Genomic DNA, 13,574 nt, shown 5'->3' with positions numbered 1-13,574 from the left:
TTGTGGCCGCGGGCGGGGCCGGAAGCGTCATTGCCGCCTCAGCGGGCCAATCGAATTCCCAGAAGCGGCGCTCAAAACCGTCGCCGCTTCGTTTCTTGTCGGCGTCGCGCCTTACGCCGTGACGACGTTGCGCGGGCTGCCGGCGACGAAGGCGTCGATATTGTCGATCAGCTGGTCCGAAAGCACCTGCATCGCCTCCTTCGAGGCCCAGGCGACATGCGGGGTGATGATCAGATTCGGGATCGTCGGATCGAGCAGGATATTGCCGTTCTTCGGCGGCTCGACAGTGAGAACGTCGAGGCCCGCGCCGGCGATCACGCCCTTGCGCAGCGCGTCGGCGAGCGCCTCCTCGTCGATGATGCCGCCGCGCGCGGTGTTGATGATGCAGGCGGACTTCTTCATCGACGCGAGCTCCTTCGCGCCGATCATGTTCTTCGTCTGCGGGGTCAGCGGAATGTTCAGCGTGACGACATCGGCCTCGCGCAGGATCGTTGCGACGTCGACCTTGCCGGGAATGTCCATGACGTCGTTGACGAGCACCTTCATGCCGAGCGCCTCGGCGCGCCTCTGGACTTCCTTGCCGAGCGCGCCATAGCCGATGATGCCCAGCGTCGAGCCGGCGATGTCATAGATCGGATAGTCGAAATAGCAGAACTGGTTGGCGTATCCCCAGCGGCCCTGGCGCACCGAATTGTAATAGTTCACGAGATTGCGGCGCAGCGCGAAGAGCAGCGCGAAGACATGCTCGGGCAGCGTGTTGAAGGCGTAGTTGCGGATGTTCGAGACCGTGATTCCATTGGCCGTCGTATAGGCCTTGTCGATCACGTCCGTGCCGGTGGCGGCGACGGCGATCAGCTTCAGCTTCGGAAGCTGCTTCAGGGTCGCCTCGCGCAGCGGAACCTTGTTGGTGATGATGATGTCGCAGTCCTTCGCGCGCTCGACGATCTGGTCGGGGCTGGTCTGCGCATATTCCGTATATTCATGCGGGAAATTCGGCTTGCGCACATTGGCGTCGAGCGTTTCGCGATCGAGAAAAACGATTTTGTGCGACATGAACTTCCCCCGGTTCTTTTGCTTTTTTCAGCGCTTTTTTCCGCGGCGACGCGGAGGCCCTCCCCCTGCGCGGGCAGGGAGAGGGCGATTTTCAGATTACATCTTCAGCAGCGGATTGGCGCGGAAGACGGCCTGAGCGGCCGCGACGCCGGAGCCGGGCTGGATCTTGATGCCGTTGTCGAGCATCGCCATTTCCGCGCCCGCGATGGCGCCGAGCAGCATCAGCTCGTTGAGGTCGCCGAGATGGCCGATGCGGAACACCTTGCCCGCGACTTCCGACAGGCCGGCGCCCAGCGCGAGGTTATAGCGCTTGTAAGCGGTCTCGATGACCTTGGCGGCGTCGAAGCCTTCCGGCACGACGATGGCCGTCACCGTGTCCGAATTCCACTTCGGCTCCTTGGCGCAGGTCTTCAGGCCCCAGGCCGCAACCGCCGCGCGGCAGCCTTCGGCGAGATGATGGTGGCGCTTGTAGACCTGGTCGAGACCCTCTTCGAACAGGATCGAGAGCGATTCCTTGAGGCCGTAGAGCAGCGGAACGGACGGCGTGTAGGGGAAGTAGCCGTTCGCGTTCTGGGCGATCATGTCCTGGAACTCGAAATAGGCGCGGCGACCCTTGTTGGTCTTGCCCTTCTCGATCGCCTTCGGGCTCGCCGCCATCAGCAGCAGGCCGGCCGGCAGCATGAAGCCCTTCTGCGAGCCGGAGACGATGACGTCCACGCCCCATTCGTCCATCTTGAACTCGAGCGAAGCCACCGAAGACACGCCGTCGACGAAGAGCATCGCCGGATGCTTGGCGGCGTCGATCGCCTTGCGGACGGCGGCGATATCCGAGGTCACGCCGGTGGCGGTCTCATTGTGCGTGGCGAGAACGGCCTTGATCTCGTGGTTCTTGTCGGCCTTCAGCGTCTCCTCGATCAGCTCCGGATCATTGCCGGTGCCCCACGGACGCTCCTGCACGATCACCTCGAGGCCCTGACGCTTGCACAGGTCGATCCACAGATGGGAGAACTGGCCGAAGCGCTGGGCGAGAACCTTGTCGCCGGGCGACAGCGTGTTGGTGATCGCCGCTTCCCAGCCGCCGGTGCCGGAAGCCGGGAAAATGAAGGCGTGGCCCTTCTCCGTGCCGAACACCTTCTTCAGGCCGGGGAAAAGCGGCTTCACCAGATCGGGGAAGGTCGGCGAGCGATGGTCTTCCGAGGCGACGGCCATGGCGCGCACGACGCGGTCGGGAAGGTTGGTCGGGCCCGGCACGAAAAGGAAATTCTTACCGGGGACGCGGGAATTCAACATTAGCTGGCTCCTTTCGAGCAGATTGATTTCCAGGATGATCGACCAGCGGCGCCGACGAGCGGCGCCGCGGATTTCTTGGCTATCGCGCGGGCGACTAGAACAGGCCGGCGATACGGCCGTTCGCGTCCACCGCGATATTGTTGGCGGCCGGGACCTTCGGCAGGCCGGGCATGGTCATGATGTCGCCGCAGACCACGACGATGAACTCGGCGCCGGCCGAAAGACGCAGCTCGCGGATCGGGATGGTGAATCCGGAGGGCGCTCCCTTTGCATTGGCGTCGGTCGAGAAGCTGTATTGCGTCTTGGCGATGCAGACGGGGAAATTGCCGAAGCCTTCTTTCTCCAGCTCCGCAAATCGCGCCTTGATGCTCGCGTCGTAGGAGATGTCGGCGGCGCCATAGAGCTCCTTGGCGATGGTGCGCACCTTTTCGGCGAGCGGCGTCTCGTCGGGATAAAGCGGCTTGAAGTTCGACGGCTGCGTCTCGATCGTCTTGACGACCGCCGTCGCGAGATCCGCCGCGCCCGCGCCGCCGGAGCCCCAATTGTCCGCCACGACGCACTCGACCGCCTCGTTCTTGCAGAGCCTGTCGAGCGCCGCCATCTCGGCCGGAGTGTCGGACGAGAACTTGTTGACCGTGACGAGCACCGGCACGCCGAACTTGCGCACGTTGCCGATGTGGCGCTTGAGATTCGCAAAGCCCTTCTCGACGGCTTCGACGTTCTCGGCCTTCAGGTCTTCCTTGGCGACGCCGCCGTGCATCTTGAGCGCGCGGATGGTCGCGACGATGACGGTGATGTCGGGCTTGAGACCGGCCTTGCGGCACTTGATGTCGAAGAACTTCTCCGCGCCGAGATCGGCGCCGAAGCCGGCTTCCGTCACGACATAGTCGGCGAGCTTGAGGCCGGCCTTGGTGGCGATGACCGAGTTGCAGCCATGGGCGATGTTGGCGAAGGGGCCGCCATGGATGATCGCCGGGTTGTTCTCGAGCGTCTGCACGAGGTTGGGCGCGATGGCGTCCTTGAGCAGCGCGGCCATGGAGCCCGCCGCATGCACCTCGCTCGCGCGCACGTTCTTCTTGTCGCGCGTCTGGGCGACGACGATGTTGCCGAGACGCTGCTGGAGATCGGCGAAGTTCGACGCCAGGCAGAAGATCGCCATCACTTCCGACGCGACGGTGATGTCGAATCCGTCCTCGCGGGCGAAGCCGTTGGCGACGCCGCCGAGCGACGAAACGACCGAGCGCAGGGCGCGGTCGTTCATGTCGACGACGCGGCGCCAGCTGACGCGGCGCGAGTCGATCGCCGGCTGATTGCCCCAGTAGATGTGATTGTCGATCAGCGCCGCGAGCAGATTGTTCGCCGCGCCGATGGCGTGGAAGTCGCCGGTGAAGTGGAGGTTGATGTCCTCCATCGGCACGACCTGGGCGTAGCCGCCGCCGGCCGCGCCGCCCTTGACGCCGAAGCACGGGCCGAGAGACGGCTCGCGCAGGCAGCAGAGCGCCTTCTTGCCGATGTGGTTGAGGCCGTCGGTGAGGCCGACCGTGGTGGTCGTCTTGCCCTCGCCCGCGGGGGTCGGCGTGATCGCGGTGACGAGGATCAGCTTGCCGTCGGGCTTGCCTTCGAGCGAGGCGATGTAATCGAGCGAAATCTTGCCCTTGTAATGGCCGTAGGGCTGCACATGTTCGGCGGGGATGCCGAGCTTGTCGCGCGCGACATCGACGATGGGCCGCATCTTGGCGGCCTGGGAGATCTCGATGTCCGACTTGGGCGCGAGATGCTGGTTGTCTTTTCCGCTCGCGCCCGGCGCGGCGGCTGACGTTGTTGACGACATATAGCTCCACTCCCTCTCGGGCCTGCGTTGCACAGGCCCTGGAAATTTATTCGGTCGTCTGGAGCGAACAGCGGCGCGCCGCGCCACCCCCCGCGGCCGGGCCGATCGCCTGATTTCACGTCAGGCTCCAGCCTTTTTCCGCGACCGTAGTTAGTTACCGTTTACGCATCAAGAGCGCCGCTTGCCGCAGGTGCCGCCGCCCGCGCGCCCGTCTCGCGTCAAATTCCAGTTCCGCGAGTTTCGTATGACGGGAATCAAAATTGCGCGTCAAGCGGGCCGCCATGCGGCGGCGTGCGGGATTCGTCATGAATTTTGCAACGGCGCCCATTCTCGCGACGACGCGCCGGGCGATGTCGCATATTCGACAAGCCGGGCGCCATGCCTACCCATGACCCGCCCGAAAAGACTGGCTTTGAATTACCGATGTCCAAAGGGTAAAAAAGTTTGGAAAATTTATGCTTTTCCCGGCACGGCCAAGTCCGATGTGATGGGCTGTCTTGCGAAGCTTTCCGTCCCACGATCGAATTGAAGGCCCGCCCATGCCTATCCGGCCATGGAGGTTAAGGGCGGGCGAGACCCGTTTCCGAGATACGCACAAAAATATTTTGTCGCAGGCGCTGTCGCAGGGTTGACTCTATCGGCCTATCGCAAAGCTGTATCGACGACTCATTTCATTCGGGAATGAAATTCAGCGCGACGCCATTGATGCAGTAGCGCAGCCCTGTCGGCGGCGGACCGTCAGGGAAGACATGGCCGAGATGCGAGCCGCAACGGCTGCAGTGCACTTCCGTGCGAATCATGCCGTAGCTGCGGTCGACCGTCGAGCCCAGCGCGTCGGGCAGAGGATCGAAGAAGCTCGGCCAGCCCGTGCCGCTGTCGAATTTCTCCCCCGAGCGAAACAGGGGCTGATCGCAGCCCGCGCATTGAAATACGCCGCGCCGCTTCTCGTGATTGAGGGCGCAGCTCCCCGGCCTTTCGGTGCCGTGGCCGCGCATCACCTCATATTGCTCGCGCGTGAGGCGCGCGCGCCATTCCTCGTCGCTGCGCGTGACCGGAAAGCTTTCATCGCTCATTGACGCTTCCTCGAAGGGGGACCGCGACCAAGCGTCGCGCCATGCTATGTTGGAGCGGATTCCGGCTTTGGCCAGAGCGCGCCCGCATGTCTATATGCGGCGAGACGAAGAATGAGGCGACGACGCTCCAATGACAGACAAGAAATTCGACGCCGTGGTGATCGGCTCCGGACTTGGCGGCCTCACCGCGGGGGCGCTGCTGGCGCACGCCGGATACAGCGTCTGTCTGCTGGAGCGAAACTTCAGCCTCGGCGGCGCCGCCTCGGTCTACAAGGTTGGCGATCTTTCGATCGAAGCCTCTTTGCACCAGACGTCCGACGCGCGCAATCCGCGAGACGTGAAGCACGACATATTGAGCCAGCTCGGAATTCTGAACGAGATCGAATGGCAGCCGACCGGACCGCTCTACAAGGTTCGCGGCGGCCCGATCGGCGAAGCCTTCGAGCTTCCCTGTGGATTCGAGGCCGCGTATGAGGCGCTGGCCGCGCGTTTCCCCGACAAGCGCGCCGCCATCAAGCGCTTCCTCGGCGAGGTGGAGCAGATCCACGACGCCATATGGACGCTGAAACAGGCGCGCGCGGAAGGCTCGCTCGCCAAATTCACGCGAGGGCTCTGGGAGGTCGCGCCCGCCGCCGCGGGCTGGCAGAATTCGCTCGACGAGATTTTCACGCGCGACTTCGCCGGCGCGGAAGGATTGAAATGCGCGCTCGGAGCCAATCTCGCCTATTATGGCGACGATCCGCGCAATCTGTGGTGGATATTTTACGCGCTCGCGCAGGGCGGCTACATCGCCTCCGGCGGCGCCTATATCAAGGGAGGCTCGCGGCAACTGAGCCTCAAGCTGGCGAAGGTCATCACAAAGAGCGGCGGGGTCGTGCGCATGGGCCGCCTCGTCACGAAGATCGAGACCGATGCGGAGGGGAACGCCGTCGCGATCCGTCACGTCGCTCGACGCGCCGGCGACAATGAGGAACGCGTCGAAGCGCGTGTCGTCATGGCCAATTGCGCGCCCTCCGTCGCGGCCGCAATGATGGACGCTCCCGCGCGCGCAAAGATGGAGGAAGCCTTCGGGGCCCGCCGTCTTTCGACCTCGCTGTTTTCCGCCAATTTCGGCCTCAGCGCGAAACCCTCGACCGTCGGTCTGAAGGATTTTTCGACCATCGTGATGCCGGACGGCATGCAGCGCTTCGATCAATATGGCGACGGCGCCTCCGCGATGGCGGACGTGCCGAAAGGCGAATTGCCGCTGCACACGATCGCGAATTTCACGGCCGTGGATTCCGGCCTCTGGGACGAGCCGCCGATCCTGCTCAGCGTGCTGGGGCTCGATCGGCTCGACAATTGGAAAGGCATGTCGAAGGAAACGGCGCTCGAACGCCGCGAGCGCTGGCTCGACGCGATCCAGGCGTCGCTGGAGCGCGACTATCCGGGATTCTCCAAGCTCGTGACGTCGCGCATGCTGCTCAACGCTTTCTCCATGTCGAGCTATCTCAACACGCCCGAGGGCGCGGTCTACGGTTTCGCCGCCCTGCCGGCCGAGGAGCCGATTCTGTCGGGCTTTCCGCGCACGCCGGCGACGCCCATTCAGGGGCTCTATCTCGCCTCCGCCTTCGGCGGCGAACATGGCTTCAATGGCGCGATGCTCTCCGGCGCGGAGGCCGCGCGAATGGCCGAGAGGCGACTTTCCGCCGGCGCCGAAGGATGAACTCACAATAATCGAAGCGGGGCTGCGGTTTAAACGCGGCCCGGCGCCCAGCTAGCATTTAAATTGATGGCGCCATTACGCGTCATTTCGTTGCGTCCACTTTCCGAGGCAGAACGAAAGCTCGCGGGCAGGCCGAAAACGCGGCTGCGCGCCTTTTTCAACGAAGTGTGTAAAAGACTACGTTAATCAGAAGCGGTTATAAAAGATCCTGACCGTTAAAGCGGGACATCGATTTGCCGGGGGCGTGATTTTCAGCCGCCGCCCGGAGGCATGAAGCCGCCAGATCGCGCCGGCGCGACCGGAATGAAGTGACCAATCAAGAAAGAAATTGAGACGGGACGCCCTCGCGACGCCTTTGAAGGTCGCGGGCGCGACGCGCGCTCCCTCCGATTGACGCAGCGTCTCTTCCCGTGGAGCGACGCGACCGGCTTCCCGGTTGAAGGCCTTTGATCCTCCTGATGAAGCCAAAGTGGAGCGACGCTTTCCGATCTCACAGACCAGGAAAATGACGGCAATGAATTCTCCTCCCGTTCAAATGAACGTCGACCTTGCAGAACGCATGTCTTTCATCGGGCTAGACCAATCCGCATCCGAGTCCATTCGTCGCCTCCAGCCTGTCGTCCAACGCGAGCTTCCCGTTGCGCTCGACAAATTCTACGCGACCGTGCGGGCGACGCCGCAGATGCGCCGCCTGTTCCGGGACGACGCGCATCTCGCCGGCGCCCGGAAAGCGCAGATCGGTCACTGGGAATCGATCAGCTCCGGCAATTTCGACGACCGCTTTGCCAGCAATGTGCGCGCGATCGGCATGGCGCACGCCCGCATCGGGCTGGAGCCGCGCTGGTATATCGGCGGCTATGCGCTGATCCTGGAACATCTCATTGCGTCCATTGTCGCCGACGTCTGGCCGAAGGGAAGTCTCTTCCAGCGCGGGAGCAGGGAAACGGGCGCGGAGATCGGGGCCGCGCTCGCCTCTCTCGTCAAGGCCGTCCTGCTCGACATGGATATTGCGATTTCCGTCTATCTCGACGCCGTCGAGGAGGCGCGTCTGAAGGGCGAAGCGGAAGCGAAGGCGAGCGAACGCGCGCTCGTGACGAACTCCATCGGCGCCGCGCTCGGCAAGCTTGCGTCGAAAGACCTGACGTGTCGCGTGGACGACGATATGCCCGAGGCCTACGCCGGCGTGCAGAACGATTTCAACAGGGCGCTCGAACTGCTCGAGGGCGCGGTCTCCGAAATCACCGGCAACGCAGGGGAAATCGGCGCGATGACCGACGAGATCGCCGCCGCCGCCGATGATCTTTCCAGGCGCACGGAGCAACAGGCGGCGGCGCTGGAAGAAACATCGGCCGCCATGGAGCAGGTCACGAGCACGGCGCAGCGCGCGGCCGACGGGGCCGCCAGCGCGAGCAGCATCGTCAGCGCCATGAAGGACGACGCCCAGTCGAGCAGCGCAATCGTCGCAGAGGCCGTCGAAGCCATGGGCCTGATCGACAGATCATCAGCTGACATTGGCCAGATCATCGGCGTCATCGACGAAATCGCCTTCCAGACAAATCTTCTCGCGCTCAACGCCGGCATCGAGGCCGCGCGGGCGGGAGAGGCGGGACGGGGTTTCGCGGTGGTCGCCTCGGAAGTGCGATCGCTCGCCCAGCGTTCCGCCGAGGCCGCGAAGGAGATCAAGTCGCTCATCTCGGCCTCCTCCTCCCAAGTCGCCAGAGGCGTCGAACTCGTCGATCGGACCGGCAGGGCGCTCTCCAGAATGGTCGATCAGATCAGGGAGGTCGACGGTCTCGTCAGGGACATTTCAGGCGATGCGAGAGAGCAGGCGACGACAGTCCGGGAGATCAACGTCGCCATTTCCAGCATGGACCAGAACACACAACAGAACGCCGCGATGGTCGAGGAGACGACCGCGGCGACGCAAGGCCTGCGGCGGCAGACGCAAGCGATGGTCGAACTCGTCGCCGGATTTGGCGTCGGCGTGCAGAATCCGGATCGAAAGAGCGGCGCCGTCCCGGCCTCCGTCCAAAGGAGTCGCGGCGCGCCGGCGCTCAAACATGTCTCGAACGCCGGCGCCGTCCGCAAGACCGCGCCCCTCGCCGATGAAGAGAACTGGGAGGAATTCTGATGCAGAAACAGACAGACAAGGCCGTCATGAGCGGCGACGCGGTCAAATTCGTGGCCTTCATGCTGGGCGCGCAACGCTTCTGCGTCGACATCATGTCGGTCAGGGAAATTCGTGGCTGGACGCCGGCGACGCCGCTGGCGCTCGCGCCGGAACACGTCCGCGGCGTCGTCAATCTGCGCGGCGCCGTGCTGCCGGTCATCGATCTCGCCGCATGTCTGGGCTTCACGCAGATCGAACCCACGTCCCGGCATGCGGTCATCGTGATCGAGTCGCCGGGCCAGGATGTCGGCTATCTCGTCGATTCGGTGTCCGAGATTCTCGAAATCGCGCCCGACGCAATTCAGGCGGCGCCGGAGACGGCCTCGACGTCTTCGGGAAAAGTTCTGCGCGGGCTGATCCCGCGAGATGACGATCTCATCAGCGTTCTCTCGGTCGAGAAACTCATCCCGGCCAATCTGCCGGATGCGATCGCCGAGGCCCTCGCATGACCCTTTGCGCCGTCTCTGGCGCGCCATGATTTCAAAACGAAACGGCGCGGTCCGGTCTATCAGCCGAACCGCGCCGCAGTCATGTTGCGGAAAGCGAAACCGCGTCCCGCTCAGTTTTCCGCAAGCGTGAAGCGATGGACGACGCCGCCGATCAGCCCGCCCAGCAGCGGGGCCACCCAGAACAGCCATAGCTGCTCCATGGCCCAGCCCCCGACGAACAGCGCCTGACTCGTGGAGCGCGCCGGGTTGACCGAGGCGTTCGTGACCGGGATGTCGACGAGGTGGATCAGCGTCAGCGCCAGACCGATCGCCAGGGGCGCGAAGCCGACGGGAGCGCGTCCTTCGGTCACACCGAGGATGACGAGAAGGAAGAAGGCCGTCAGCACGGTCTCGATGATGAGGGCCGACTGCATCGTGAAACCGGCGGGCGAATGTTCGTCATAACCATTCGCAGCGAAGCCGTTGGCGAGCGAGAAGTCGATGTTTCCCTGCATGATCTTCAGTAGCACGAAGGCGGCGAAGGTCGCGCCGAGAAGCTGCACGATCCAGTATGGCCCGAGCTCCTTCCAGGAGAAGCGGCCCGCGGCGGCGAGACCGAGCGAAACCGCCGGATTGAAGTGCCCGCCCGACACATGCCCGAAGGCGTAGGCGCCGGTCAGCACGGTCAGGCCGAATGCGAGAGCGACGCCCGTGAAGCCGATGCCGAGCTGCGGGAAGCCGGCGGAGATCAGCGCGCTGCCGCAACCGCCGAAGACGAGCCAAAACGTGCCGAGAAACTCGGCGAAAAGCTTGCGACCAAATCCACTTTGCATAACGATGCTCCCGGTTTCATCTCCAATGACGCCCAAGCGGCCGGCCGGTTCGCCGCGCTTGAGAGAAAGTCCCATTCCAATCCAGCTCGATCCCGCGAAAATCAGATCCACGCCCAGAAACGCGCCGAGCACCCAGAGGCTGGAGACCGGCCACTGCATGATGATCAGCAGCCCGAGCAACAGCGTGACGACGCCCGACAGCGCGACGAAAACCCAAGGGGCCTCCTTCGGCAGTTGAAAAGCGAGGAAGGTGCGCACCAGCCCGGAGGCGATCAGGCCCGAGCCGATCAAAAGCGTCAGGAACTTCGCGGCCAACAGCGGGTTCTCGACGACGCCGACGCCGGCGACCACATAGAGAAGTCCGATGAGCGACCAAAGGAAGAATTTCTTCCAGGAGCGCACGACGACCGCGTAGATCATCTCCACGACGCCGCTGGCGATCATCGCGATTCCGACGACGAAGACGCTGGCGAAAGTCGCCGTCACGACGCTGCCCAGGGCGATGAAGCCCGCGAGCGCCAGCACGGCGCCGAACGCGACCATCCAGCCCCATTTTTCACGCAGCGGCGCGGTTTCAGCCCCCCTCGGCGCGATAACATCCGTTGGCGAGAAATTCGACATATCCGCATCCTCCTTGAAAAAATCCTGGCGCGTCCAAAGGTGCCGCTGCGCCGCAACAAAATAACAGCGCCGCGCAATCATTTGCAACCAGAGGTTGCGCTTAATCTTGCTACGGCGCGGGAGCGGCGTCCTTTCCACAGGGCAAGACGCACGCGCCCCGACGTAACCTAAGACGCCGGTCGGCGGCGTCCAGTTGCCTGTCCGAGTGATTCTGTCATGAATGGGCCGCGTCGAAACCGCTCCGAGACGAGGGCGCCGGGCGTCGATCGTCCATCAAAAGCGCGCGCCGACGCCGACGACAGGCCCGTGGAAAATGGCGTTGACCCCGTTTTCCCTTCCCTTGACCCATTTCGAATAATCGAGGCTCAGCGCGCGATAGCCGATCAGGCCGGCAAGCTTCACCCCCTCGAATTCAAAATCATGGGTGTAGCCGCCATAGGCCTGCCAGCTGAAATTGCTTCCCGCGCCAAAACCGCCGACATCGCCCCGCAGCTCGAAAGCGTCGCCCGGCGCGAAACTGTGGCGCATGCGCAGACCGACGAGGGGATCGACCCATTCCATCCGCGCTTTGCTCTCGATATTGCGCGCGATGAGCGCCTGCGCCCCGAGCGCCGACGAATTCACGGCGCCGAGGGCGTCGAGCGTGAGATCGAGGCCCAGATAGACATAACGCGCGCCGGCGTAAGCGTCGAAAGAGGTGACGGACTGCGGCGCGCTCATCAAGCTGAAACGCGCGAGTTCATATCCGACGCCAGCTTCCCCGACGGCGAATGTCTGCCGCAAATGCCCGCCGGAATTCAGGGCGAGCGCGATGTCCGCGACAGGCGAGCGCAGGGTCAGCGTCGAACCCGAGAAGCGCATCTGCGTCCAGACGAAATCGCCATAGGCCGACCAGGGTCCGTTGCTCAATTCGACGCGTCCCATGAAGGGGAGCGGGAAAGAGCTGCTTTTGGCGATGGCGTCGATGATCGTCGTGTTGGCGGCGAGCGATTCATCGCGCAATTTCAACGAGCCATTGGTGTTGAGCGCCCAGAGATAGGGAATGACTCTCAGGCTCCAGTCGGCCGGGGCCGGCTTCTCGGCCATGGCGAATTGCGGGCTCGCGAAGAGCGGCGTCGCGGACGAGCCGGGGGTTTCAGGAATGCTCCAGTCGAAGCGATAGTTGAGGCCGGCGCGCAGGATGTGGCCATTATATCGCGTCGTATAGCGCGACGCGTCGGCGAGGGTCAGCGCCTTCGTCTGGACATCGCTGAAGGTGAGGGGAAAATAGGACGGGGTCGAGAGCGTGACGCCGCCGAGATCGTAATAGAGATATTCGAGCTTCGCGCTGAGATTTCGGGAGAGCGCCACTTCGCCGCCCGCGCCGACCGTCCAGCCGACGCGATTGTCGAAATAATCGAGCTTCCCCGGCTCCGCGAGCAGGAGCGACGGCGTGAGGCTTTGCCTGATCGCCGAATCAGCGGTGACGCCGCCATAGGCCAGGCCGCCCGTCACATAGGCCATGAAGGTCGGCGTGACGGCGTAGCCGAAGCGTCCACGCACCGTGCCGAAATATTCGAGACCGCGACTGAGCTTGACTCCCGAGACCGCGAAGCCGGCCGGCGCCGGCAGGATGCTGGCGAGATGGCCGCCGCCGCGCACGCCGGCCCCCTGAATGTCGGCCTCGAAACCCGCGATCAGCTTTTCGGAGAACTGCCAGTTGTAACCCGCCTGCCCGCCGAAAAAATAACCGCCGAGGCGCGCATCGACCACGCCCGTGGCGCCGAGGGCCGACGCTGGCCCGAATCCCGCCCCCGACAGATCGAACAGATTTAGGGAGCCGATCGAAACCGGATCGCTCGCCGTCCACGTGTGGCCGAAGTTGAAGCCGACGTACAGGCCCGTCCAGGTGAAGACCGGCGGCGGCGCGACCGGCGCCTCTTTGAACGACGGCAGGTCCGCTCCCGAAGCCGGGGCGCAGAAACCGGCGAATGTCAGGGCGCAGGCGGCGAAGCGGCTCGTAATGGATTTTCCGGAGAACATCACGAAACATCCCGGTAATGCAGCGTCGGGGCGGGGGACGCCGCGCAAGCGGCGCACGAAATGATTGCCATACTCAACCTTGAGTTTACTCAAAATTCAGCGTCGTCGATCGCGTTTCCTGGCGGCTGCGGAATTTTTGCGAAGGCGCGTGGCAAATTGGCCACAGGCGAAATCCGAAGCTCCGCGTGGGGCGGCGCCCTCTCCGAGGGGCTTGCTGCATGGAAAACCGCGGCGACAGGAGCTCGCGGCGATGAATGTCGTCAAACCTCCGTCGCTTGCCCGCGGCGCGCGGCCGGACGGCGCAAAGCTTTTCGAGCCGGATATGGAAACGACGGCCCTATCGATATTGCGCGTTCAAGAACCGGCGCGAACGAGGGTTCGTAGTCGAGGAGCATGCAAGTGGCGCCGCCGCTCTGGCGCTTTTCCCCGCCAGCTGGACCGGCGCTTTACGCAGGTTGACAAGCCCGGGCGGCTCTCGTTTAAGATTAAAGAGGTGATGGAGTTCACCTTGTAACCGCCCCCGGGGCTGATGACTCCTACTTGCATCC

General features: G+C 63.8%; 11 protein-coding genes, 1 pseudogene and 1 riboswitch. Of the genes and pseudogenes, 5 read left to right on the top strand and 7 right to left on the bottom strand.

Annotation, left to right across the window (positions count from 1 at the left end; genetic code table 11):
* Window positions 1-111: 111 nt before the first annotated feature.
* The 3 genes from LG047_RS11480 to LG047_RS11470 form a co-directional block, all read right to left on the bottom strand.
* Entirely contained in the window at window positions 112-1,053 is a 942-nt protein-coding gene (locus LG047_RS11480) for a D-2-hydroxyacid dehydrogenase (protein ID WP_036284905.1), read from the bottom strand.
* A gap of 96 nt (window positions 1,054-1,149) precedes the next feature.
* The gene (locus tag LG047_RS11475) at window positions 1,150-2,343 is read right to left on the bottom strand and encodes an aminotransferase class V-fold PLP-dependent enzyme (RefSeq protein ID WP_227966799.1); all 1,194 of its coding nucleotides are present in this window, start codon (window positions 2,341-2,343) and stop codon (window positions 1,150-1,152) included.
* A 94-nt stretch (window positions 2,344-2,437) separates the two neighbouring features.
* On the bottom strand, window positions 2,438-4,174 hold the full coding sequence (locus tag LG047_RS11470) for a formate--tetrahydrofolate ligase (protein WP_227966798.1): 1,737 nt from the start codon (window positions 4,172-4,174) through the stop codon (window positions 2,438-2,440).
* Window positions 4,175-4,355: 181 nt separating this feature from the next.
* Here LG047_RS11470 and LG047_RS11465 point away from each other — a divergent pair, with 181 nt between their 5' ends.
* Window positions 4,356-4,703, top strand: a complete 348-nt coding sequence (locus tag LG047_RS11465; RefSeq protein ID WP_227966795.1) for a hypothetical protein — start codon at window positions 4,356-4,358, stop codon at window positions 4,701-4,703.
* A 142-nt stretch (window positions 4,704-4,845) separates the two neighbouring features.
* On the opposite strand, the gene msrB is transcribed toward LG047_RS11465, so the two are convergent.
* Complete coding sequence (gene msrB, locus LG047_RS11460; RefSeq protein ID WP_227966794.1) at window positions 4,846-5,247, bottom strand: peptide-methionine (R)-S-oxide reductase MsrB; 402 nt, start codon at window positions 5,245-5,247, stop codon at window positions 4,846-4,848.
* Window positions 5,248-5,377: 130 nt separating this feature from the next.
* On the opposite strand from msrB, the gene LG047_RS11455 reads away from it, so the two are divergent.
* The 3 genes from LG047_RS11455 to LG047_RS11445 all read left to right on the top strand — a co-directional run bounded on the left by LG047_RS11455 (window position 5,378) and on the right by LG047_RS11445 (window position 9,571).
* Complete coding sequence (locus tag LG047_RS11455; RefSeq protein ID WP_227966793.1) at window positions 5,378-6,952, top strand: NAD(P)/FAD-dependent oxidoreductase; 1,575 nt, start codon at window positions 5,378-5,380, stop codon at window positions 6,950-6,952.
* Window positions 6,953-7,466: 514 nt separating this feature from the next.
* Window positions 7,467-9,083, top strand: coding sequence for a methyl-accepting chemotaxis protein (locus tag LG047_RS11450; protein ID WP_227966791.1), 1,617 nt, complete (start codon window positions 7,467-7,469; stop codon window positions 9,081-9,083).
* Entirely contained in the window at window positions 9,083-9,571 is a 489-nt protein-coding gene (locus LG047_RS11445; RefSeq protein WP_051134291.1) for a chemotaxis protein CheW, read from the top strand. The genes LG047_RS11450 and LG047_RS11445 overlap by 1 nt, the downstream gene beginning before the upstream one ends.
* Before the next feature lie 110 nt (window positions 9,572-9,681).
* Here LG047_RS11445 and aqpZ read toward each other — a convergent pair whose 3' ends face one another.
* The 3 genes and pseudogenes from aqpZ to LG047_RS11430 form a co-directional block, all read right to left on the bottom strand.
* A complete protein-coding gene (gene aqpZ, locus LG047_RS11440) occupies window positions 9,682-10,383 on the bottom strand; it encodes an aquaporin Z (protein WP_227968481.1) in 702 nt (233 codons plus the stop codon).
* Window positions 10,384-10,554: 171 nt separating this feature from the next.
* A pseudogene (locus tag LG047_RS11435) lies at window positions 10,555-10,926 on the bottom strand (HdeD family acid-resistance protein); the annotation flags it as partial.
* Window positions 10,927-11,277: 351 nt separating this feature from the next.
* Window positions 11,278-13,026 (bottom strand): outer membrane protein, encoded by a 1,749-nt coding sequence (locus LG047_RS11430; RefSeq protein ID WP_227966789.1) that lies wholly within the window; start codon window positions 13,024-13,026, stop codon window positions 11,278-11,280.
* Between the two features lie 250 nt (window positions 13,027-13,276).
* Here LG047_RS11430 and LG047_RS11425 point away from each other — a divergent pair, with 250 nt between their 5' ends.
* On the top strand, window positions 13,277-13,540 hold the full coding sequence (locus tag LG047_RS11425; protein ID WP_227966787.1) for a hypothetical protein: 264 nt from the start codon (window positions 13,277-13,279) through the stop codon (window positions 13,538-13,540).
* Window positions 13,510-13,572: riboswitch (Fluoride riboswitch) on the top strand. (Overlaps the previous gene by 31 nt.)
* Window positions 13,573-13,574: the final 2 nt, after the last annotated feature.

Origin of the sequence: Methylocystis sp. WRRC1 (assembly GCF_020733155.1) — a bacterium.
GTDB lineage: Bacteria > Pseudomonadota > Alphaproteobacteria > Rhizobiales > Beijerinckiaceae > Methylocystis.
This window is presented reverse-complemented; position numbering and strand designations above follow the sequence as displayed.

Bases quoted from the DNA above. Each gene is read 5' to 3' on its own strand.
- LG047_RS11480 (WP_036284905.1), bottom strand. From the start codon at position 1,053: ATGTCGCACAAAATCGTTTTTCTCGATCGCGAAACGCTCGACGCCAAT.
- LG047_RS11475 (WP_227966799.1), bottom strand. From the start codon at position 2,343: ATGTTGAATTCCCGCGTCCCCGGTAAGAATTTCCTTTTCGTGCCGGGC.
- LG047_RS11470 (WP_227966798.1), bottom strand. From the start codon at position 4,174: ATGTCGTCAACAACGTCAGCCGCCGCGCCGGGCGCGAGCGGAAAAGAC.
- msrB (WP_227966794.1), bottom strand. From the start codon at position 5,247: ATGAGCGATGAAAGCTTTCCGGTCACGCGCAGCGACGAGGAATGGCGC.
- LG047_RS11455 (WP_227966793.1), top strand. From the start codon at position 5,378: ATGACAGACAAGAAATTCGACGCCGTGGTGATCGGCTCCGGACTTGGC.
- LG047_RS11450 (WP_227966791.1), top strand. From the start codon at position 7,467: ATGAATTCTCCTCCCGTTCAAATGAACGTCGACCTTGCAGAACGCATG.
- LG047_RS11445 (WP_051134291.1), top strand. From the start codon at position 9,083: ATGCAGAAACAGACAGACAAGGCCGTCATGAGCGGCGACGCGGTCAAA.
- aqpZ (WP_227968481.1), bottom strand. From the start codon at position 10,383: ATGCAAAGTGGATTTGGTCGCAAGCTTTTCGCCGAGTTTCTCGGCACG.
- LG047_RS11430 (WP_227966789.1), bottom strand. From the start codon at position 13,026: ATGTTCTCCGGAAAATCCATTACGAGCCGCTTCGCCGCCTGCGCCCTG.
- LG047_RS11425 (WP_227966787.1), top strand. From the start codon at position 13,277: ATGAATGTCGTCAAACCTCCGTCGCTTGCCCGCGGCGCGCGGCCGGAC.